We start from the raw sequence: 21,489 nt of genomic DNA on the forward strand, positions 1-21,489 counted from the left end.
CTGTTCGCGCGCGCCCGCTCTTGCCGGCGATCTGCTCCATTCGGGCGAGACCAGGTTTGCCACCGCCTGCAATCGATCGTTGCCGTGAGGCTTCCTGCTGAGCGGTCCAGTCGATGGTCATTGGAGTCATGGGTTTTTTCTTTTATCGGACTGCCAGTGAATGGCTTCACGGTGAGGTTCTTCAGGTGAGGCCGAACGTTTTCCTCAGGCTTGCATCGACAGGGCCTGCAGGCATGAAGCGGCGCAATTTGCTCAGGAGGGATGCCTGTCCGGCGGGAGTGCGGCGCATACGCCAAGTGCCAAGCGCCGCTTCGACGATCGTGTTTGCCACCTCAGAGGGCTCAGGTGCGCCATTGACACTATCAGCGACAGTGTGCGAGACGAGGTCGCGTTCGCGGTCATAGTCCGCGATCTTTGACTTTGCCTGAGGCGAATTGGCTTCCAGATTGGTCTTGGTATAAAACGGCTCGACCAGTGTTACGCGAATGCCGAACTGGCGCACCTCATGATCCAGGGTTTCAGACAACCCCTCCACAGCATGCTTAGAGGCGGAATAGAGTCCCATGTACGGAGACGGGAGAAAGCCCAGCACCGAGCTGACATTGACGATCCTTCCGTGACGTTGCGTTCGCATGTGCGGGAGTACCGCCTGTGCAGTGCGCAATATGCCGAATACGTTGGTGTCGAACAGAGATGCCGCCTCGCTGGTCGTTGTTTCCTCCACCGCGCCGATCATGTTCATTCCCGCGTTGTTGACCAGTACGTCGATGCGGCCGGTCTGGTCGATGACGAGCTTGATTCCACCTTGAACGGAAGCGTCGTCCCGAACATCCATCTCGATAAGCTCGACGCCGGGTAGTGGGACCGTTTTGCCGATACTGCGCACGGTGCCGAATACGCGGCAACCCCGCCTGGCAAGCTTCTCGGCGGCGGCACGTCCGATGCCCGATGACACACCGGTAACGACAACGATTGTCGAATTCAACATAGCAATTCCTTTTCCATGTACAGGGATAGTGATAAAGAGCGGGTCAATATTCATGCTGGTTTCTCGACCAAGGACCTGCTGTCGCTGCCGGGCCTGATCCTGAACCAGATGGAATACATGGCCGGCAAGAACACCAGCGTCGAAATCGTCCCTGCAAAGGTCCCACCTATCAGCGTGTAAGCGAGCGTCCCCCAGAACACCGAATGGGTCAGCGGAATGAAAGCCAGGATGGCGGCCAAGGCAGTCAGGATCACCGGCCGGGCACGCTGCACGGTGGCCTCGACGACCGCGCGGAAGGGGTCCAATCCGGCCTGTTCGTTGTGGTGGATCTGTCCGATCAATATCAGCGTGTTACGCATCAGAATTCCTGACAACGCAATCAAGCCGACGAGCGCGTTGATGCCGAATGGCTGCTGGAACAGGATCAGGGTCGGCACCACGCCGATCAGCCCCAGCGGGCTGGTCAAGAAGACCATGACCATCGCGGAGATCGAGCGCACCTGCAAGATGATGATCAGCAGGGTGATGGCCAGCATGATGGGGAAGAGCGGCAACATGGCGGCCGTCGCCTTGCCTGATTCCTCGATGGAACCCGCCTCCTCGATGCGATAGCCGCTCGGCAGTTTCTCCATGAGGGGCTGGAGCTGCCGGGTGATGGCGGCCGACACGTCCGGCGGCTGCAAGCCATCGGCGATGTCGCCCCGGACGTTGATCGTCGGCACTCGGTCACGCCGACGCATGATTGGTTCTTCCATGCGCACATCGACCTTGCCTACCTGCGACAGCGATATGCGCTGCCCGTTGGCGCCAGCCAGCGTGAAATCGCCGATCCTGGTCGGGTCGAGTCTGATCTCGCCGGCCGAGCGTGCGACGACCTGCACCGTGCGAATGTCCTCGCGCAAGGCGGTGATAGACACTCCTGTCAGCAAGAACTGCAGTTGTTGCGCCACGGCGCTGGAGCTCAGCCCCACGGCCTGCAGTCGGTCCTGCTGCAAGGTGAAGTGCAGCGTGGGCGCGCGCGTGCCCCAGTCGGTGTTGACCGTGCGCATCATCGGACTGGCGTCCATGACCTCCTGCACGTCGGCCGCGATCTTGCGCAACTTGTCGGGGTCGGGGCCGGTGATCCGGTAGGCAACCGGGAACGGCGAATATGGGCCGAACACGAGCTGGGTGACGCGCAAGCGCGCCTCGGGGGCCAAACCATCGGCGACGGCCTGCCGCAGCCGGTATTTCAACGCTTCGCGTTCGTCCTCGTTGTCCGTGCGCACCACAACCTTGGCAAACGACGGATCGGGCAGCTCCGGTCCCATCGAGAAATAGAAGCGTGGCGCGCCCTGGCCGACGTAGGCGGTGACGATCTTGGCTTCCTCTTGTTTGGCCAGCCAGTCTTCCACCTTCGCCGTGGCGGCGCTGGTCTGAGTGATCGACGTGCCATAGGGCATCTGCACCTCGATCAGCACTTCAGGGCGGTCCGAGATCGGGAAGAACTGCTTCTTGATCACCGACATGCCGAGTACGGCCAGGACGAAGAGGCCCACGACCGAGCCGGCGACCAGCCACTTGCGCGTGATGACGCGCTCAAGCAGTTGGCGGAAGCGGTTGTAGCGGGGCGTGCCGTAGAGCGCCTCGTGACCGCCCTCGACCTTCTTGAAGTCGGGCAGCAGCTTGACGCCCAGGTAGGGTGTGAAGACCACGGCAACCACCCACGACGCGATGAGCGCTATGCCGACGATCCAGAACATGTTGCTGGTGTACTCGCCCGCAGTGGATTGAGCGAAGCCATTGGGCATGAAGCCGACAGCGGTGACCAGCGTGCCCGAGAGCATGGGCGCTGCGGTATGGCTCCAGGCATAGGCGGAGGCAGCGGCGCGGCTGTAGCCCTCTTCCATCTTCACGACCATCATCTCGATGGCGATGATGGCGTCGTCCACCAGCAGTCCAAGCGCCAGGATCAGGGATCCCAGCGTGATGCGGTCGAAGTTCTTGCCGGTCGCGAGCATCACCACGAAGACCACCGCCAGCGTCAGCGGCACGGCGGCGGCGACCACGAGGCCCACGCGCCAGCCCATGCTCACGAAGCTCACCAGCATGACCACCAGCAGTGCGACGAAGAACTTGACCATGAACTCATCGACCGCAGCGCTAATGTTGACGGCCTGGTCAGTGACCTTGCTCAGGCTCATGCCCAGCGGCTGCTCGGCGTTGATCGTGCTGACCTCGCTATCGAGGGCCTTGCCCAGGTCGAGCCCGTTCCAGCCGTCGCGCATCACGATGCCCAGCAGCAGGGCCGGCTCGCCGCCGTTGCGAATCATGACAGTCGCCGGGTCTTCATAGCCGCGCTTGACCGTGGCGATGTCCGAGAGCTTCAGCGTGCGGCCTTGCGCCACGACGGGCGTATCGCGGATCTTCTGGAATTCGTTCAACGCGCCGTCGACGCGAATGAACACCTCCGGCCCCTTGGTCTCCACGGAGCCGGCCGGCGTCAGAGCGTTCTGGCTGTTGAGCGCGGCGAACACGTCCTGGGGAGCGACACCCAGCGTGGCCAATCGCTCGTGCGAGAACTCAACATAGATGCGCTCTGACTGCTCGCCGACGATATTGACCTTCTTCACGCCCGGCACGTGCAGCAGCCGCTGGCGCAGCGTCTCCGCGTCGCGCACCAGCAAGCGCTGCGGCTCACCCTTGGCCTTGAGCGCGAACAGCGCGAAAGTGACATCTGCGTATTCGTCGTTGACCATCGGCCCGATCACGCCAGACGGCAGGTTGCGCGCCTCGTCGCCGACCTTCTTGCGCGCTTGATAGAACTCCTCCTGTACTTCCGAAGGCGGTGTGCTGTCGAGCAAGGTCAAGGTTGTGAAGGCCAAGCCCGGTCGCGTGTAAGTCTCGGTGCGGTCGTACCAGCGCAGTTCCTGCATGCGCTTCTCGATCTTCTCGGCGACCTGATCCTGCATCTCCTGCGCGGTGGCGCCAGGCCAGGCAGTGATGATCGTCATTACCTTGATCGTGAATGCGGGGTCCTCGGCGCGGCCGAGTTTGAAGAAGGCGACTCCCCCCGCCAGCGAGATCAAAAGAATCAGGAACAAGGTGATGGCGCGCTCGCGTACGGCCAGCGCTGAGAGATTGAAACGCCCCTCGCTCACGGGCGGACTCCCACCCGGACCTGTTCGCCTTCGCGCAGCAAATGCGCGCCGAGCGCAACGATCCGATCGCCTTGCTTGATCTGGCCGGCGACGCGTGCACTGTCGTCATTCAGGCGCTGGACTTCGACCGGTCGCCAGGAAGCCTTTGCCGGCTCACCGTTGATGACCCACACCCCTGGTCCCTTGCCCGCGTCGGACAGGGCGCCAATCGGCACCTGCAAGGCGCCTTGTACCGAAGAATGCTCTTCCGGAATCTGGATCGTGACCGTGGTGCCCAACGGAGCATGGGCCAGCTCTCCCTCCAGCACGTACCGCGCCTCGAAGGTGCGGGTGAGCCGATCCGCAGCATCCGAGAGCTGCCGGAGCTTGGCCGGCACGCTTGCGCCTTCCTTGCCGAAGAGCGTGGCTTGCCCGATGGAACCGACCATAGGGCGCAGGGTTTCCGGCAACTGGATAACGGCTTCGCGAGGCCCGGCGTGGGCCAAGCGCACCACGGTTTGTCCCGCGGTCACGACTTGGCCGGGTTCGGCCAGCGTTTCCATGACGACACCGTCGCCATCGGCCACGAGCTCCGCATAGCGGCTTGCATTAAGGGCAACGTCGGCCTGGGCTGCGGCTGCGTTGAGCTGGGCTTTGGCAGCATCCGCCGCAGCCTTGACCTGGTCATAGGCCGAAGCCGATATTGCACCGGTACCGCGCAGGTCGCGGTAGCGGGATTCATCCTCCGCGGTCTGCTGCGCCCGTGCTCGCGCGGCAGCGACCGCTTCTTGCTGCGCGTGCGCGGCAAGCTTCAGATCGATGGGATCCATGCGCATGAGCTGCTGGCCGCGTTTGACGGGTTGCCCGCCATCCACAAGCCGCTCCAGCACCTTGCCGGAAACGCGAAACCCCAAGTCGCTCTGCACCCGGGCGGCTACGGTTCCCGTGAACGAACGTGACGCGGGGGTTGCCTCCAGGACGACAGCTGCCCGTACCAGTGGCGCCTCGGTACGCGGATCGGTCGGTGCCTTTGCGCCGCAGGCGACCAACGCAAACGGCAATGCACAAATGACTGTAGATGTAGCGAAGCAACGCCGGAGCATGAAAGTCCCATTGACGAAGTGATCTGGACTTTCATTATGGTACTAGTGACTAATTTAGTCAATAGTCACATACCATCAAGGCGACAGGCTGCGAAGCACCAGGTTGGACAGGTGAGCCGGCGCCTCCTCGGCATAGTCATAGCTATGTTGCAAGAGCAATGGGTTGAGGTAGGGGCGCATGACCAGGTAGATCGCCATCGCCGTCTCGTCCAGGGGTGTCTTGCGCTCGAAGTCTCCGGTCTGCCGGCCTTGCTGCAAGATGTCCCGAAGCAACTTCTGAATGCGTTCTTCATAGGCAAGCACCGACTGCCAGCGCTCTGTAGCGGCCGATGCGGCAATCTCGTAAAGCTTGCGGTCCTGGGAAAACAGGCGAAGGCTCGCCTCAGTAATGGCCTTGAACATTCGCCGCAACTTCTCTGGCGGCAGATCGGTCTCTGCGACAGCCGCACCGACCTCGGTTTCGATCTTGCGCAAACAGTTCGCGCAGATCATCTCGCCAATGGATTGCTTGGACTCAAAGAACTTGTAGATGTACGCCTTGGAGAAGCCGATGGCCTTGGCAAGGTCGGAGACGGTCGTTTTCTCGTAGCCGTAGCGGCTGAAGTGCTCGGTGGCTGCGACAACGATTTGATCTCGCACCTCGTGATCAGCTGGGCCCCGAGCCGAAACGGCATAAGTACTAGATTGCTTCATGGGTCCAGCTTACGCCAGTCGGAATGATTGGACAACGTGTGACTATATGGTAATATAGTCACCACTGTTTTGCATGGAAAAAACCCGATGCTGGCCAAATCTACCCTTGCCGCATTCATTGTTGCCAGCCTATCGACCGGCTGCGCCGTCGGCCCCGATTACGTCCGGCCTCATGTGCTCGTGCCGGAGCGGTTCCAGGGCGAGGCCGCAGTAGATCACCGGCACGCAACTGCCAGTGCCGACCTCGCTGCATGGTGGACGGGTTTTGGGGATCCGCAACTGACTCGATTCGTGACGCTTGCACAGGAACAGAACCTCGATCTGGCGCAGGCATCCGCTCGCGTCGCTCAAGCGCGTGCCGGACTTGGCGCGGCGAATGCCGCGTTGCTGCCTTCCGGCAACGTCACCGGCCAAGCGGCCAGAGCCTATCTATCTGTCGAAAACCCCTTGGGGCGCATCTTGAATTCGACACCTGGTTTCGACCGCTACGGCAATGATTACGAGGTCAATGTCGGCGCGAGCTGGGAACTGGACTTGTTCGGAGGCCTGCGCCGTGGACGGGAAGCGGCGCTCGCCGAGTACCAAGCTTCGGAAGCCGGCGCAGCGGCGACGCAATTGGCCGTGGCGGCACAGACCGCTGACATCTACATCAGCATCCGTGGATTGCAAACCCGTCTGGGAGTTGCCCAACGACAGGTGCAGACGCAGCAGGAACTGCTCTCAACCATCAAGCTTCTGTATGGCAAGGGGTTGGCGGCCGATCTTCAAGTAAGGCAGGCCGAGGGAGCACTTGCCCAGGTTCAGGCTTCCGTACCAGAGCTCGAGGCGGGTCTGGACGCGGCCATGAACGCAATCGATGTGATGCTGGGCTCGCCGCCCGGCACGCATCGGACGGAACTGGCTGAAGCTGGCGTTATCCCGGTCGCCCCGAAGATCGCAGCCACCGGATCGCCGGGTGAGTTGCTGAGACGCCGACCCGACCTGATAGTGGCCGAGCGTCGGCTGGCCGCATCGAACGCGCGTATTGGTGTCGCGATTGCCGAGTACTACCCCAAGCTCTCCCTGAGTGGACTGATTGGCAGCGCGACAACGGTGTCCAGTGGCAATCTGTTCACCAGCGGCGCCAGTCAGGCCGCCGGCGTGCTGGGTCTGCGCTGGCGTCTGTTCGATTTTGGCCGCATCGACGCGCAGATCAACCAGGCCAAGGGCCAGGAGGCCGAGATGTTGGCCGCGTATCGGCTTGCCGCATTGCGGGCAACCGAGGACGTGGAAAACGCCTTTTCGGCCCTGGTCAAGCGCGAGGAGCAGGCTGCCGTACTCGCCCAGGGAGTGGATTCGCTCGGCCGCGCGCGAGAAGCTTCGTTTGCGGCCTATCAAAAGGGCGTCATCAGTCTGACCGAAGTCCTGCAAGTCGACGAAAACTTGCTGCGTGCCTCCGATGCGCGAGTCCGGGCGCAAACCGAATCAGCACGCGCCGCGGTCACTGCCTTCAAGGCACTTGGTGGTGGTTGGCAACCGGACAGATCCGAAGCGGTGGCAATCAGGTAGCAACATGCCCGGAAGCCAGCGCCTTCATGACATGCGGGGCCAACAGCTCGAGCCGCGCGATCTCATCGGCGCTATAGATGGCGTTCCTGTCGGCGCGCGTACCTCCTGCTCGAGAGCCGTGGCCTGATTGTGAGCCGACCTCGGTCAGGCTTATCAGCCTTGTGGTGACGGCGACCGGTCCATACCTGAACTCAAGCCATCGGAGCCCGCTGCTGTGTCGTCATCTGTGGATGTCAGTGGGTTTGTGCTCTCCACTCTGCGATCCATCAGTAGCGGCAAAGTGGCGCTAGGTTCGCCGGATCCAGATCCCCACCTCTAGTAGATTTCCCTTGCCCCCTTAATGAGCCGCACGGACTTTTCGCGGAGTCGTGGACCGGCACGATCTGGTTCTTCAAACCGTAGCCTTCGCCTCGGCCAGGTACGGCGCCATCGAATGGTGTCGATACGCGACCTCCCCGATCTCGTCGTAGCTGCAGTTGCCGCACTCGAACGACGAGGCCGTCGCGGTGCCGTCGGCCAGTTGGTTCAGCGTCTCCTCGCTCACCAGCAGGTACTCGGACTCGGGCACCTGATTCTTCAACAGTCGGTGCGCGACGATGATGCTCTTGCCGATGAATTTCGAATGTCCCTTGACCTGCATGGTCCTGGCCGGCCCGAAATGCGCGACGAACTTGAGCGACAGGCAATGGACGTTGGAGCAGGCCCCGCATGCGCAGGTGCGCAGGATCTCGATCCGCTTGATGTGCGAATGGAAGTCCACGAACATCTTCCGTGCCTGTGCCAGAAGCTCGTCCAGCGACGGCGGCGCGCCGGGACGAACGAACAGCACCGCATCGCCTTCGAACTCGGAAACCTCCAGCCCGAGTTGGTTGGCGTCCACGATCAACTCCAGCAACTCCTGGATGATGTGCTGGCTATGGCTCACCTCGGTCTCGGTCACGAACTTCGTGAAGCCGCTGATGTCCGGGATGAAGAAGAGTATGTTGTCGGGATTTGTTGACGCCACTGCTCGCTCCAAGGATTTGCCTCGCCACATTCAACCACGCGCCCACGCAGGTCAGCCACAGCCACAACAAGACCCCGAAGGTAGCCCCGTCTTGCGATAGGCGAGCCGAGCGACAACACCGCGAGCGGCCCGGTCGGCCATCGTAGGATTGGCGCGGCATCCAGGTTCGAGCTTTTCTATCGACAGCCCGCCGGCGGCCCTTTATATTCTTTCAATGAGGCTTGATTCAAACAATTCGATGGCCCAGCCCGGGCGAACCGCCGGATCGCTCCTGGTCCTGCCGCGCAAGCGGGGACGCAAGAAGGTCGACGGACTCGTGGAGGCGCGCCGCCAGCAGATCCTCACCGCGGCGCTTGATCTCTTCGGCACCAAGGGCTTCCATCGGACGACGACGCAGGATCTCGCCGAGCGCGCAGATGTGAGCGTCGGCCTCATCTATCAGTACTTCAAGGACAAGGAAGACCTGCTGGCTGCGGCGATCGGCCAGATCTTCGACGCCTACCTCGCCGAGATCCCGCTCGCGGTGGCGGCGGCACCGGATGATCCGCTGTCGCGCTTTCGTGCTGCGGTGCATGCGTACTGCCGGGTTATCGATGAACACCGCGAGGCGGCGCTGCTCGGCTATCGCGAGACCCGTTCGCTGTCGAAGGCGCTGACCAAAGGCTTGATGGCGAAGGAGACGCAATCCACCGCGCTTATTGCCGAGCGGGTGAGCGAATGCATCAACACCGGGCACTTCCGCAAGATTGACGTCGCGATGATGACCTACCACATCGTCGTCTTCGTCCATTCGTGGGCGCTCAATTCCTGGCGGCTCAAGGGCCAGTTCACGCGCGAGGACTATGTCGACGTCGGCATCGACATGCTACTCGGGCCGATCGTCGAGCAGATAGCGATGCCCAAGGCCGTGAAGGCCCCTCCCCGGAAACGCGCCAATGCTGCAGGGCGCACTCGCTGACAAGGTTGCGATCGTCACCGGTGCCGCATCGGGCATCGGCGCCGCCACGGCCGAGCGCTTCGTTGCCGAGGGAGCCTGTGTGATGCTGGCCGATCTCGACAGCGACGCGGCTGGCCGCCTGGCCGCGCGTCTCGGCTCGCGCGCATGCGCGCTGCGGTGCGACCATACCCTGCAGCAAGACAACGCACGCGTGGTCGAAGAGACGCTGGCGCGCTTTGGCCACGTCGACATCCTGCATAACAACGCAGGCGTGCTGGCGCGTGGCGCGCTCGATGCTCTCGACGTCGACGCGTTGCGCGCGGTGCTGGACGCCAATCTGCTCGGCCCTTTCCTGATGAGTCGTGCGGCGCTTGCGGCGCTGCGCGAGTCAGCCCGGCACGGCCGCTCGCCTTGCATCCTGTTCACCGGATCGATCCAGTCGCTGATGGTGCGGCCGGGTTTTTCCGCCTACGGTGCGTCGAAACACGGCGTCGCCGGGCTGGCCTCCACGCTCGCGCTGGAACTCGCACCCGAAGGCATCCGGGTGAATGCCCTTTGCCCCGGACCGGTGGACACGCCCCTGTTCCGCAGAAGTTCGGCGGCCGCGAACGCCGTCGGCCCTTCCATCGAGCAACTTACGGCAGGCATTCCGATCGGCCGCCTGATCCGGGTGGAGGAAGTCGCCGCCGCTGCGGTCTTCCTGTGCAGCGACCAGGCCAGTGCCATCACTGGCGTACTGCTGCCGGTGGACGGCGGCATCACTTCGCGCTGAGCGATCGAGCCTACAGGGGTCCCTCCCCTTGACAGGGTAGAACCTCTGCGCAAGAATAAAATTGAATGAGGCCTCATTCAAATAAGAGAAAAGCACCTTTGGTTCACGTCCGACGGCGTTCGTCCGGCGGCGAATCACAACAAGGAGACAACGCTGTGGACATTCACCGTTTCGCTTCCATCCTGCGTTCCCGGTGCGCCGCACTGGCGATCGGCACCGCCGCCCTGCTCGCCTCCATGCTGCTGCCGGGCATCGCATCGGCGCAGGACAAGCCGATCAAGGTCGGCCTCACCACCGATCTCACCGGCATCGCCGCGGCCTACGCCCGCTCGCAGGTCAATGGCGTGCAGCTCGCCATCGACCAGATCAACGCCGGCGGTGGGCTGCTCGGGCGCAAGCTGGAACTGCTGGTGCGCGACTCGCAGCTGAAGCCCGATCTGGGCACCTCGCACACGCGCGACCTGATCTCGCGCGAGCAGGTCGACTTCCTGATCGGCCCCGACGGCAGCGCCGTCGGCATGACGGTGTCGGCGGTAGCCAAGCAGTACAAGAAGGTGGTCATGATGACCATTCCGAACTCGCCGCGCATCACCACCGAGGCCTTCCATCCCTACGTGTTCACCGTCGTCCCATCCGGCGTGATGGAAGCGCGCGCGATGGCTGCCGCCATCGGCCCTGGCAACAAGCGCATCGCCTTCATTGGCGGCGACTACGAAGCCGCGCACCAGGGCCTGAAGTACTTCAAGGACTGGCTGGCCAAGGTCAACCCGCAAGCCCAGGTGGTGACCGAAGCCTGGCCCAAGCTCGGCGAGCCCGACTACAGCAGCTACATCACGAGCCTGATGTCGTCCAAGCCGGACGTGATCTTTTCCTACCTGTGGGGTGCCGACCTGATCGGCTTCGTGAAGCAGGGCAAGCCCTACGGCGTGTTCACGAAGACCAAGGTGGCAAGCCTTGTCTTTCTCGACGACCTGAAGGCGCTGGGCGACGAGATGCCTGATGGGCTCATTGCCCAGATGCGCGCCCCCTTCTTCTCGATCGATGGCGACCGGATGAGCAAGTTCACCGAACAGTTCCGCGCCAAGTACAACGACTATCCGGCCGACTGGGCCATCATGGGCTACGAAGGAATGCAGATCCTCGCGCAAGCGATCCAGAAGGCCGGCACGCTCGAATCTGACGCCATCGTCAAGGCCGTTGAGCAGACCCGGTACGACGGCCTGCGCGGCCCGATCACCTTTCGCGGACTCGACCACCAGGGCACCGTCGGCTCCTACATCGGCACGGTCGCGAAGAGCGACAAGTACCCATTCAAGACGCTCACGGACGTGAAGTACCTGCCGGCCGAGAGCATCTGGCCGAGCCCGGCCGAGATCGAACAGGCGCGGGCCGCGGTCAAGTAAGACCCCCACGAGAACACGGGGAGCGCATGTTCGAAAGCATCCTGGTCCAGGCACTGAGCGGCGTCAGCAGCGGCATGGTGCTGTTTCTCGTCGCCTCGGGGATGACGCTGATCTTCGGTACGCTGCGGGTGGCGAATTTCGCGCATGGCTCGTTCTACATGATCGCCGCCTACCTGAGCTTCACGATCACCCGCTCGATCGGTGGTGGCACCGGTGGCTTTCTGCTCTCGCTGCTTGTCGCACCGCTTTGCGTGGCCTTGCTGGGCCTGGTCATCGAGCGCTTCCTCCTGCGTCGCATCGCCACGCGTGCGCACCAGTATCAGTTGATCCTGACCTACGCGCTGACGCTGATACTTGCCGATGCCGTCAAGTTGATCTGGGGCCGCGACAACCGCACGGTGCCGCGCCCCGCGGCCCTCGACGGCGCCTTCGAGATCTTCGGCACGCCGTTCCCGACGTACTACGCCATGCTGATCGCGGTCGGCGCCGTCGTCGCGCTCGCGTTGCACGTGCTGCTCGCGCGCACGCGCTTCGGCAAAGTGCTGCGGGCGTCGGTGGCCGACGGCCAGATGGTGGGTGCGCTCGGCATCGACGTGCCGCGCCTGTACACCGGTGTCTTCGCTCTCGGCGCCTGGCTCGCCGGACTCGGGGGCGCACTGGCGGCGCCGGTCGGCTCGATTTCGCTGGGCATCGACAGCTCCATCATCATCGAGTGCTTCGCGGTCGTGATCATCGGAGGCGTCGGCAGCGTCGGCGGCGCCTTGCTGGGGGCGCTGATCATCGGCGTCACGAAGTCGGTCGGCATCCTGTTCGCGCCGAAGCTGGCCATCGCCTTCATCTTTATCGCGCTGTGCGCGGTGCTGGTGCTTCGGCCGCAGGGCCTGCTCGGGCGCAGCACCGCCTGACGGGACGATCCTTGCGAGAACCACGCCAATGAGTGCAACCCTGCCCGCGCCCATGCTGCCGGTCCAGCGACGTTCGCGCAGCGCAATCGCATGGGGCATCGCTGCCGTGGTGTTCGCTCTGCTGCCGCTCACGATCGGCGAGAGCTACGTCTTCCTGACAGTCGACTTCTTCATCATGTCGCTCTTCGCCATGAGCTACAACCTGCTGCTCGGGCAGGCCGGCATGCTGTCGTTCGGGCATGCCACGTATTACGGGCTGGGCGCCTATGCGGTGGCCATCCTGCAGAACAAGTACGGTGTGCCGCCCTGGCTTGGCCTGGCTGCCGCACCCGTCGTCGCGGCCCTCGGGGCGCTGGCGATCGGCTGGCTGTCGGTACGCGTGACCGGCATGTACTTCGCCATGCTGACGCTCGCCTTCGGGCAGCTGGTCTTCACCCTCGTGCTCGGCTGGTACAGCTTCACCGGCGGCGACGACGGCTTGCCGGTGGCGCTGCCGGACTGGATGCTGTCGGCGCGCAACTACTACTATTTCAGCCTGTTCATCGTCGCCCTGTGCATCTGGCTGATCTACCGCGTCACGCAATCGCCGTTCGGCATGGCCCTGCGCTCGATCCGCGACAACCGCCAGCGCGCGGCCTATATCGGCCTCAACGTGCGCCGGCTGGAACTGCAGGTGTTCATGGTGGCCGGTGCCTTCGCCGGCATCGCCGGCGGCCTGCGCGCGCCGTTGCAGCAGATGGCATTTCCGTCACTGCTGGGCTGGGCCCAGTCGGCCGACCCGGTGCTGATGGCACTCGCCGGGGGCATCAACACCTTCGTCGGACCGATCATCGGCGCAGCGGTCTTCGTCTTCACCAACTTCGCAGTGACCAGCCGCTTCGAGTACCCGCTGATGGTGTTCGGCACGCTGGTGCTGCTGATCGTTCTTTTCCTCCCGAACGGCATTGTCGGAACGCTGGCGCGGCGGGTCCGGAAACCACAGGCGGCATCACGATGAGCGACGCCATCCTGTCCATCGAGGACATCGGCAAGACCTTCGGTGGTTTCCATGCCCTCAGCCGCGTGAACCTGCAACTCCGCGACAAAAGCGTGCACGCGCTGATCGGCCCGAACGGCGCCGGCAAGAGCACGCTGCTGAATGTGGTTTCGGGCCACCTGTCCCCGAGTGCCGGACAGGTGCTGTTTCGCGGCAGCCCGATCTGCGGACGGCCGCCGCACGAGACCGCGCGCCGCGGCATTGCGCGCTCCTTCCAGATCACCAGCATCTTCTCCGGCTTCACCGTCTTCGAAAATGTGCAGATGGCGCTCCTGGCTCAGCGCGGGCTGTGCTCGCGCATGTTCCGAAGCGCGGCCTCGATGCAGCGCGACGAGGCGCAAGCGCTGCTGCAGCTGGTGCGGCTGGACGCACAGGCCGACCGGACCGCGGGCGAGCTGGCGGCGGGCGACCGCAAGCGGCTCGAATTCGCGATCGCCATGGCCGGCAAGCCGACCGTGATGCTGCTGGACGAGCCGACGGCCGGCATGAGCCCCGACGAGCGTGCGGTCGTCATCAACCTCATCCGCAAGATCAATGCGGAGCGCGGCGTGGCGGTGCTGTTCACCGAGCATGACATCGACATGGTGTTCGCCATCGCCGACCGCATCACCGTGCTGCATCAGGGCAGCTGCATTGCCGACGGCGCGCCGCAGTCGGTGCGCGCCGACCGGCGCGTGCAGGAGGTCTACCTCGGCGAAGACAACGAAGATGCTGCGCTGCACTGAACTCAACACCTGGTACGGACCGGCCCACGTGCTGTTCGACATCAGCCTGGACGTCGCCGAAGGCCGGGTGTTGTCGGTGCTCGGCCGCAACGGCGTGGGCAAGTCGACGCTGCTCAAGAGCATGATCGGCATCACGCCGCCGGGCTCGGGCGACATCGTCTTCGACGGCTTGAACCTGCGCGGGCTGCCGCCGCACAAGATCGCGCAAGCGGGCATCGGCTACGTGCCCGAGGAGCGGCGCGTGTTCGCCGACCTGACGGTGGAAGAGAACCTCGAGATTGCCGAAGTGCGCCGGGGCGCCTGGTCGCGGCGCGAGGCCTTCCGCGCCTTTCCCGCGCTGGAGGAATTCCGCCACCGCCGCGCCGGACTGCTCAGCGGCGGGCAGCAACAGATGCTGACGATCGCGCGCGCGCTCATGGGAAACCCCCGACTGCTGCTGGTAGACGAGCCGACGGAGGGCCTGTCGCCGATCCTCGTGAAATCGCTGGCCGGCACGATCCACGACCTGAAGAAGAGCGGCCAGACCATGGTGGTGGCGGCGCAGGACCTGCGCTTCGCCTTGTCCATTGCCGACGAGCTCGCCGTCCTCGATCGCGGCCGCGTTGTCTACCGCGCCAGCGGCGATGCGGCGCGCGGTGAAGTGGAACAAATTCGCGGCCTGCTGGCGCTGTGAGCGATGCGATGGACGCCCGTGTGAAGCCCCTTCGAACCGTCGACACCGATGTGCTGGTCGTCGGCGGCGGCGGTTCCGGTCTGGCCGCGGCCATCGAAGCCGCCGGCGCGGGCCGCCGCGTCGTCCTGATCGAGAAGAACTCGCGCACCGGCGGCAGCACCGGCTGGTCAGTCGGCTCCATCACCGCAACGCGCACGCCGGACCAGCGCCGCAAGGGCATCGAGGACGATCCGCAGCATCACTTCGAGGACATGGCCAAGCTGGCCGGGGCGCTCGCACCACGCGACAACCTCGCGCTGCGCCGCACGCTGGTGCAGAACGTGACCGAGACCGTCGCCTGGCTGCGCGGCCATGGCATCGAATTCTTCGGCCCCGGCCCGGAGCCGCCGCACCGGCTTCCGCGCATGCACAACGTGCTGCCGACCTCCGGCTCGTACGTCTACCACCTGACGCGTGCGGCGCGGCGCGCCGGTGTCGACATCCACGTCTCGACCCGCGCCGAACGCGTCGTGCTGGATGGCGACGGCAACACGGTGCGCGGCATCGATGCACGCGATGCCGACGACCAGCCGGTGCACTACCGCGCGCGCTGCGGCGTGGTGCTGGCTGGCGGCGACTACAGCGGCAGCGCCGAGTTCAAGGCGCGCTTTGGCTCCGACGCCCTGGCGCGTGTTCCGGCAGTGAACGAAACCAACACGGGCGACTGCCAGCGCATGGTGCTCGACATTGGCGGCGACATCCTCAACGGCGACCTGATCCTCGGCCCGGTGATGCGATTCGCGGCGCCGCGACGCAAGAGCCTGGCGCAGCGCATGCCGCCGTGGGCACCGCTCACGCGGGTCATGGCGTGGATGCTGCATCACCTGCCCAGCGCGGCGGTGCGCCCGCTGGTGATGCGCTTCATGACCACGGTGCTGGGCCCCGAGGCGCACCTTTTCGCCGACGGTGTGCTGCTGGTCGACCGCAACGGCCGGCGCATCGCACCCGTCGAGGGCAGCCTGGGCAAGGCGGTGGCCGCGGCGCCCGCACGCAGCGCCTGGCTGGTCTTCGACGCGCGGCTGGCGCAGCGCTACAGCGCGCCGCCGCATGCGGTGTCGACTGCACCGGGCATTGCCTGGGCTTACTTCGGCGACTACGTACGCACGCGCCCCGACCTGCATACGAAGGCGCCCGATGCGAAGACGCTCGCTGCGCAACTGGGAATGCCCCCGGACGTGCTGGCCACGACCGCGATCGAAGGCGCGTTGACGCAAGGCCCCTTCCATGCGCTCGGTCCGATCCACGCCTTTGTCGTGCTGACCGACGGCGGCGTCAGGGTCACGCCCGATCTGCAGGTGGTCGTGCGCGGTGCGACGCCGGTGCGCGGCCTCTACGCCGCAGGCTCCACCGGCCAAGGCGGCCTGCTGCTGGAAGGTCACGGCCATCACCTCGGCTGGGCCTTCACTTCTGGCCGCATCGCCGGGCGCCACGCGGCGCACGCGACGACCTCCGTTTCATCCGACACCACCTCTCCATGAGCGACTCCTGGTCCCTTCCCGCCGTGCTCGAAGCGCGCGCCCGCGCAACGCCCGAGCGCGCGTTCTTCTCGATGGTGGGCGGGCCTGCGCTCACGGTCGGCGCGATGGAGCTGCGCTCGCGCCGCATCGCCAACGGCCTGCGCGAACTGGGCGTCGGCTTCGGCGATCGCGTGCTGGTCATGCTGCCCAATTGCACCGAGTTCGTGGAGGCCTGGTTCGCCATCAATCGGCTCGGAGCAGTGCTGGTGACGGTCAACACCGCCTACCGGGGCAGCTTCCTCGAACACCTCGCCAGCAACTCCGGCGCGCGCGTGATGGTGGTCGGCGCATTGTTCCTGCCGGTGGTGCTGGCCTCCGAAGCGGCGATGCCGGCCCTCGAAATCCTGGTGGTTGCGGGGCCGGTCGCCGAAGCGGCGCCGCGCCCGCAGCGCCTGCAGGCCATCGACTTCGAGTCGCTGCGCCGCGCACCGGAGCGCGAACTCGACGCGCAGGTCACGCCGCGCGACCTCTCGGCCATCGTCTACACCTCAGGCACCACCGGCACGTCGAAAGGCGTGATGATTCCCCACGCCCAGATGTTCCTGAATCCGCAGGTCTACATCGAGCAGATGGGCATCGGCCGCGACGACATCTTCTATTCGGCGCTGCCGCTGTTCCACACGAACGCACTGGCGTTGCAGGTCTACGGGGCATTGATCGCCGGCTGTCATGTGCATCTCGCCGCGCAGTTCAGCGCCAGCCGCTGGCTGCCCGAGGTGCGCGCGAGCGGCGCCACCGTCACCAACCTGCTCGGGGTGATGACGGATTTCGTCCATCGGCAGCCGGCCACGCGGGATGACGGCGACAACGCACTGCGCATCGCGAGCGCGGTGCCGATGCCGGCCTTCGCGCCCGACTTCGAGGCCCGCTTCGGCGTGCAGCTGACCGAGCTCTACGGTTCCACCGAAGCGAATTGCCCGCTCTACCAGCCACGCGGCGAACCGCGCCGCGAGGGTTCGTGCGGCAAGGTGGTGGAACGCTGGTTCGCCTGCCGCATCGCCGACCCTGAAACCGACCACGAACTACCGCACGGCGAAGTGGGCGAGTTGCAGGTCCGAGCCCACGCACCGCACGGCTTCATGGCCGGCTACAACGCGATGCCCGAAGAGACCGTGAAGGCCTGGCGCAACCTCTGGTTCCACACCGGAGATGCGATGCGGCGCGACGCCGACGGCTACTACTACTTTGTCGACCGCATGAAGGACTGCATCCGCCGGCGCGCGGAGAACATCTCCTCCTTCGAGGTCGAGCAGGTGGTGATGCAGCACGAGTCGGTGGCGGAGGTGGCGGCCATCGGCATCCGATCGCCCTACGACGAGAACGAGCAGGAAGTGAAGGTGTGCGTGGTAGGCAAGGCGGGCGCGGCGACCGACGCCGCCGCGCTGCATGCCTTCTGCGTGGCGCGCATGCCGTCCTTCGCGGTGCCGCGCTTCATCGAATTCTTCGCGGCGCTGCCCAAGACGCCGACGCAGAAGGTGCGCAAGCAGGAACTGCGCGAGCGCGGCGTCACCGACCAGACCTGGATCGCGCCGGATGCCGCACCCCGCGTGCGTCCGGCCTCCCCTCCCGAATGCAAGACATGAACTTCAACAGCGCAGCTTCCATCGCCGGCATCGGCTGGACCGACTACACACGCAACAGCGGCAAGCCGGTGGATGCGCTCGCCCTCGAAGCCTGCCGCAACGCCATCGACGACGCCGGGCTGGTGCCGGCCGACGTGGACGGCATCGTCAGCTTTGGCCTCGGCGACACGGCCACCACCAGCGTGGTCGCCACAGGTCTCGGCCTGCCGGTGGTAAACCACTACGCCGACTACGGTGCCGGCGGCAACATGGCCTGCGGCGTGGTGCTGCATGCCGCGATGGCGGTGGCGACCGGGCAGGCCACGAATGTGCTGGTCTACCGCGCGCTCAACGGTGCTTCGGGCGTGCGCTACGGCGGGGCGCGCTTTTCCGAACTGCTGGCCGAAAGCAGCATCCATTCGGATTCGGAACCGCAGTTTCTGGACACCTGCGGCATCACCATGCCGGCCCAGCATTTCGCGCTCCTGTGCCGGCGGCACATGATCAAGTACGGGACGACTGACGAAGACCTGGCGGCCGTCGCGATGAACAGCCGCGCGCACGCGGCCGACAACGAGCGCGCGATGAAGCGCACGCCGATGACGCTGGACGACTACCGCGCCTCGCCCTGGATCGCAGAGCCGTTTCGCATGTACGACTGCTGCCTCCAGAGCGACGGCGCCTGCGCGCTGCTCATCACCTCGACCGAGCGGGCACGCGACATGCGCCATCGGCCGGTGACGGTGCGTGCCGGCGTCACCGGCAGCGGCCCGGCCAATCGGGGCCTGATGTGGGGCAACTCGTGGCCCGACCATGCCGAGTGCTATGCACGCTTCATTGCCGATCGGTTGTTTGGCATGGCCGGCATAGAACGCGGAGACCTCGATTTCGCGCAGGTCTATGACTGCTTCACCTACAGCGTCATCGGCCAGTTCGAGGACTTCGGCCTGTGCAGGAAGGGTGAGGCCGGCGCCTTCTTCCGGGAAGGCCATGCGCGCATCGGCGGCAAGCTGCCGGTCAACACCGCCGGCGGTCTGCTGTCGGAGGCCTACATCCATGGGCTCAACAACGCGGTGGAGGCGGTGAGCCAGTTGCGCGGGCATGCGGGCAGGCGCCAGGTGCAGGGCGCCGAACTCGGCCTGGTCACGGCCGGTGGTGCGACCTCGACAGGCAGCGCACTGATCCTCGGAGTGGATGCATGAACACGGAGACGATCGACCTTCCCCTGCCCCGGCCGACGCGCACCACGGCGCCCTTCTGGGAGGCGGCGCACGACCACCGACTGATCGTCCAGCGCTGCGACCGCTGCGGCAAGTTCCGCTTCTATCCGGGATCCGGCTGCGACCGTTGTGCATCGCCGGCCTTCACCTGGATCGACATGTCGGGCCGCGGCCGCATCTACAGCTGGATCGTGGTGCGGCGCACAGTCGATGTTGCCTGGCAGCGCCTGGTGCCTTTCGTGAGCGCCATCGTCGAACTGGCCGAGCAGCCCGGGCTCCTGGTCCCCGGCCTGCTGACCGGCATCGAACCGGAACGCGTGCGGGCCGGCCTCCAGGTCGAAGTCTGGTTCGAAGATGTCTCGCCCGAGATCTCGTTGCCGCGCTGGCGCCCAACGTCTGTGGAGTTGTAGATGGCGGCCAGGCTCGATCACTCCACGCCGCGCCTGGCGGTCGTCACTGGCGCGAGCAGTGGCATCGGCAAGGCGACCACGCTGCAATTGGCGGCGCAGGGCTGGCAAGTGGTGGCACTGGGCCGACGCGAAGCGGCGCCGCCGGAAATCGCCGGCCTCGGGGCCGTCCGCTACGGTGCCGGCGACCTGGCCCTGGAAGATCCGGCGCAGGTCTTGCGGCGCGCGGCACCGGACGCGCTCGAAGGCGTGACGGCGCTGGTCCATTGCGCCGGGCACGACCTGGGCGGCGGCAAGCCATTCCATGACCATGCCGTAGATGAATGGACAAGCAGCCTGCGGCTGAACGTCGAGGCCACGATGCGGCTCACGCATGCCTGCCTGCCTGCAATGCTGGCGCGCGGCGCAGGCGATGTGGTGATCGTCGGCTCCATCACCGCGCGCCGCGCGACACCCGGCCTGGCTGCCTACAGCACCGGCAAGCATGCGCTGCGCGGCTTCGCCCAGGCGCTGCGCGCCGACTACACCGACAGCGGCCTGCGCATCACCGAGATCGCGCCGGGCGTCGTGCGTAGCGGCTTTGCCGGCCACCGCCTGCACGGCGATACGGCGCAGGCAGAAGCGTTCTACGAGGGCTTCGCGCAGTACCTCGAACCCGAGGACATCGCCCGCGCGATCTGTTTCGCGCTGTCGCAGCCAGCGCACGTGTCGGTCAGCGAGATGGTCCTGCTGCCGACCCGGGAACGCCGATGACTGGCGCCTCTGCTGCTCCTCCGCGCTGTGCCCTGGTTGCCGGCGCGCTGGGTCTGGTCGGTGCCAGCCTGCTGGTGCACCTGCAGGCCGCGGGATGGCGCACCGTGGGTCTTGCGCGCGGCGTGGCGCCTGCGGACGCGCCGGCGAGCCATCGCCATGTCCAGCTCGACCTGTCCGACGCCTCAGCCTGTCGCAGCGCCCTTGCGCCTTGTGCCAACGAGATCACGCACGTGTTCTTCGCCGCTCGCGCAAGCGACGCCGATGCGCAACGCGAGACCGCCGCCAACCTCGCCATGCTGGCGAACCTGCTCGATGCACTCGACGGCGCGGGAAGCCGGCTTGCGCATGTGTGTCTGGTGCACGGCACGAAGTGGTACGGCAGCCACCTCGGCCCCTATGCGACGCCGGCGAAAGAGGACGATCCGCGCTGCGCGGCGCCGGTGTTCTACTTCGCGCAACACGACGAGATGCGTCGACGGGCCCAGCGCGGCGGCTGGACCTGGTCGACGGTGCGGCCGCACATCGTGCTGGGGGTCGGCACGCAGTACCCGCACAACTGCGTCACGCTGCTGGCAGCCTACGGCACGCTGTGCAAGGCGCTGGGCAGGCCCTTTGCCTTCCCGGGCAAGCAGGCAGCGTTCGATGCGATCTCACAGTGCACCGATTGCGACCTGCTGGCACGCGCCATGATCTGGTCGGCGACCGACGCGCGGGCCGCCGACCAGGACTACAACGTGATCAACGGCGACTACTTCCGCTGGCGCCGCCTCTGGCCGAAGCTCGCCGAGTTCTTCGGCGTGCCCGATGGCAGGGTGTCACCGACCTCGCTGCAGCGCGAATTCGCGGACGCGCAGCCCCAATGGGAACGCATCGTCGCGGACCACGGCCTGCAGCCTTTGCGGCTGTCGCAACTGGCCAACTGGCGCTTCGGCGACTTCCTGTTCGCCGCGACCTGGGACGACATGTCTTCCACGGTCAAGCTGCGGGAGCATGGCTTCCAGGACACGGTGTCGACCGAAGCCTCGCTGTTCGGGCACCTGGCCCGCATGCGTGCCGCACGCCTGATCCCCTGAAGCACCGAAG

The 21,489-nt window shown here is 65.4% G+C and carries 19 protein-coding genes; 14 read left to right on the forward strand and 5 right to left on the reverse strand.

What is annotated here, in order from left to right:
* Positions 1-181: 181 nt before the first annotated feature.
* From AC1D3B_RS28830 to AC1D3B_RS28845, 4 genes are all read right to left on the reverse strand, one after another.
* Entirely contained in the window at positions 182-988 is an 807-nt protein-coding gene (locus AC1D3B_RS28830) for an oxidoreductase (RefSeq protein WP_478194160.1), read from the reverse strand.
* A 50-nt stretch (positions 989-1,038) separates the two neighbouring features.
* The gene (locus AC1D3B_RS28835; protein ID WP_478194089.1) at positions 1,039-4,128 is read right to left on the reverse strand and encodes an efflux RND transporter permease subunit; all 3,090 of its coding nucleotides are present in this window, start codon (positions 4,126-4,128) and stop codon (positions 1,039-1,041) included.
* On the reverse strand, positions 4,125-5,210 hold the full coding sequence (locus AC1D3B_RS28840) for an efflux RND transporter periplasmic adaptor subunit (protein WP_478194090.1): 1,086 nt from the start codon (positions 5,208-5,210) through the stop codon (positions 4,125-4,127). Before AC1D3B_RS28840 ends, AC1D3B_RS28835 begins: the two co-directional genes overlap by 4 nt.
* Positions 5,211-5,285: 75 nt before the next feature.
* On the reverse strand, positions 5,286-5,903 hold the full coding sequence (locus AC1D3B_RS28845; RefSeq protein ID WP_478194091.1) for a TetR/AcrR family transcriptional regulator: 618 nt from the start codon (positions 5,901-5,903) through the stop codon (positions 5,286-5,288).
* 87 nt (positions 5,904-5,990) lie between these two features.
* Here AC1D3B_RS28845 and AC1D3B_RS28850 point away from each other — a divergent pair, with 87 nt between their 5' ends.
* Positions 5,991-7,451 (forward strand): efflux transporter outer membrane subunit, encoded by a 1,461-nt coding sequence (locus AC1D3B_RS28850; RefSeq protein WP_478194092.1) that lies wholly within the window; start codon positions 5,991-5,993, stop codon positions 7,449-7,451.
* 391 nt (positions 7,452-7,842) lie between these two features.
* Here AC1D3B_RS28850 and AC1D3B_RS28855 read toward each other — a convergent pair whose 3' ends face one another.
* The gene (locus AC1D3B_RS28855) at positions 7,843-8,457 is read right to left on the reverse strand and encodes a DUF2652 domain-containing protein (protein ID WP_478194093.1); all 615 of its coding nucleotides are present in this window, start codon (positions 8,455-8,457) and stop codon (positions 7,843-7,845) included.
* 148 nt (positions 8,458-8,605) lie between these two features.
* Between AC1D3B_RS28855 and AC1D3B_RS28860 the strand changes: the two genes are divergently transcribed.
* The 13 genes from AC1D3B_RS28860 (at position 8,606) to AC1D3B_RS28920 (ending at position 21,479) form a co-directional block, all read left to right on the forward strand.
* A complete protein-coding gene (locus tag AC1D3B_RS28860; RefSeq protein ID WP_478194094.1) occupies positions 8,606-9,415 on the forward strand; it encodes a TetR/AcrR family transcriptional regulator in 810 nt (269 codons plus the stop codon).
* Positions 9,393-10,166 carry an SDR family NAD(P)-dependent oxidoreductase gene (locus AC1D3B_RS28865; RefSeq protein WP_478194095.1) on the forward strand — a complete coding sequence of 258 codons (774 nt, stop codon included), beginning with the start codon at positions 9,393-9,395 and terminating at the stop codon, positions 10,164-10,166. The genes AC1D3B_RS28860 and AC1D3B_RS28865 overlap by 23 nt, the downstream gene beginning before the upstream one ends.
* 155 nt (positions 10,167-10,321) lie before the next feature.
* Positions 10,322-11,569: an ABC transporter substrate-binding protein gene (locus AC1D3B_RS28870; RefSeq protein ID WP_478194096.1), complete on the forward strand. Its 1,248-nt coding sequence runs from the start codon at positions 10,322-10,324 to the stop codon at positions 11,567-11,569.
* A gap of 26 nt (positions 11,570-11,595) precedes the next feature.
* Positions 11,596-12,474: a branched-chain amino acid ABC transporter permease gene (locus AC1D3B_RS28875; RefSeq protein WP_478194097.1), complete on the forward strand. Its 879-nt coding sequence runs from the start codon at positions 11,596-11,598 to the stop codon at positions 12,472-12,474.
* Positions 12,475-12,502: 28 nt separating this feature from the next.
* A complete protein-coding gene (locus AC1D3B_RS28880; protein WP_478194098.1) occupies positions 12,503-13,471 on the forward strand; it encodes a branched-chain amino acid ABC transporter permease in 969 nt (322 codons plus the stop codon).
* The gene (locus AC1D3B_RS28885) at positions 13,468-14,235 is read left to right on the forward strand and encodes an ABC transporter ATP-binding protein (protein WP_478194099.1); all 768 of its coding nucleotides are present in this window, start codon (positions 13,468-13,470) and stop codon (positions 14,233-14,235) included. Before AC1D3B_RS28880 ends, AC1D3B_RS28885 begins: the two co-directional genes overlap by 4 nt.
* Positions 14,219-14,908: an ABC transporter ATP-binding protein gene (locus AC1D3B_RS28890; RefSeq protein ID WP_478194100.1), complete on the forward strand. Its 690-nt coding sequence runs from the start codon at positions 14,219-14,221 to the stop codon at positions 14,906-14,908. Before AC1D3B_RS28885 ends, AC1D3B_RS28890 begins: the two co-directional genes overlap by 17 nt.
* A 20-nt stretch (positions 14,909-14,928) precedes the next feature.
* Positions 14,929-16,425 (forward strand): FAD-dependent oxidoreductase, encoded by a 1,497-nt coding sequence (locus tag AC1D3B_RS28895; RefSeq protein ID WP_478194101.1) that lies wholly within the window; start codon positions 14,929-14,931, stop codon positions 16,423-16,425.
* Positions 16,422-18,047: an AMP-binding protein gene (locus AC1D3B_RS28900; protein WP_478194102.1), complete on the forward strand. Its 1,626-nt coding sequence runs from the start codon at positions 16,422-16,424 to the stop codon at positions 18,045-18,047. Before AC1D3B_RS28895 ends, AC1D3B_RS28900 begins: the two co-directional genes overlap by 4 nt.
* Entirely contained in the window at positions 18,044-19,228 is a 1,185-nt protein-coding gene (locus AC1D3B_RS28905; protein WP_478194103.1) for a thiolase C-terminal domain-containing protein, read from the forward strand. Before AC1D3B_RS28900 ends, AC1D3B_RS28905 begins: the two co-directional genes overlap by 4 nt.
* Positions 19,225-19,656 carry a Zn-ribbon domain-containing OB-fold protein gene (locus AC1D3B_RS28910; protein WP_478194104.1) on the forward strand — a complete coding sequence of 144 codons (432 nt, stop codon included), beginning with the start codon at positions 19,225-19,227 and terminating at the stop codon, positions 19,654-19,656. Before AC1D3B_RS28905 ends, AC1D3B_RS28910 begins: the two co-directional genes overlap by 4 nt.
* Positions 19,657-20,406 carry an SDR family oxidoreductase gene (locus tag AC1D3B_RS28915; RefSeq protein ID WP_478194105.1) on the forward strand — a complete coding sequence of 250 codons (750 nt, stop codon included), beginning with the start codon at positions 19,657-19,659 and terminating at the stop codon, positions 20,404-20,406.
* Complete coding sequence (locus AC1D3B_RS28920; RefSeq protein WP_478194106.1) at positions 20,403-21,479, forward strand: SDR family oxidoreductase; 1,077 nt, start codon at positions 20,403-20,405, stop codon at positions 21,477-21,479. Before AC1D3B_RS28915 ends, AC1D3B_RS28920 begins: the two co-directional genes overlap by 4 nt.
* Positions 21,480-21,489: the final 10 nt, after the last annotated feature.

It is taken from the genome of Variovorax sp. P5_A3, assembly GCF_056400665.1.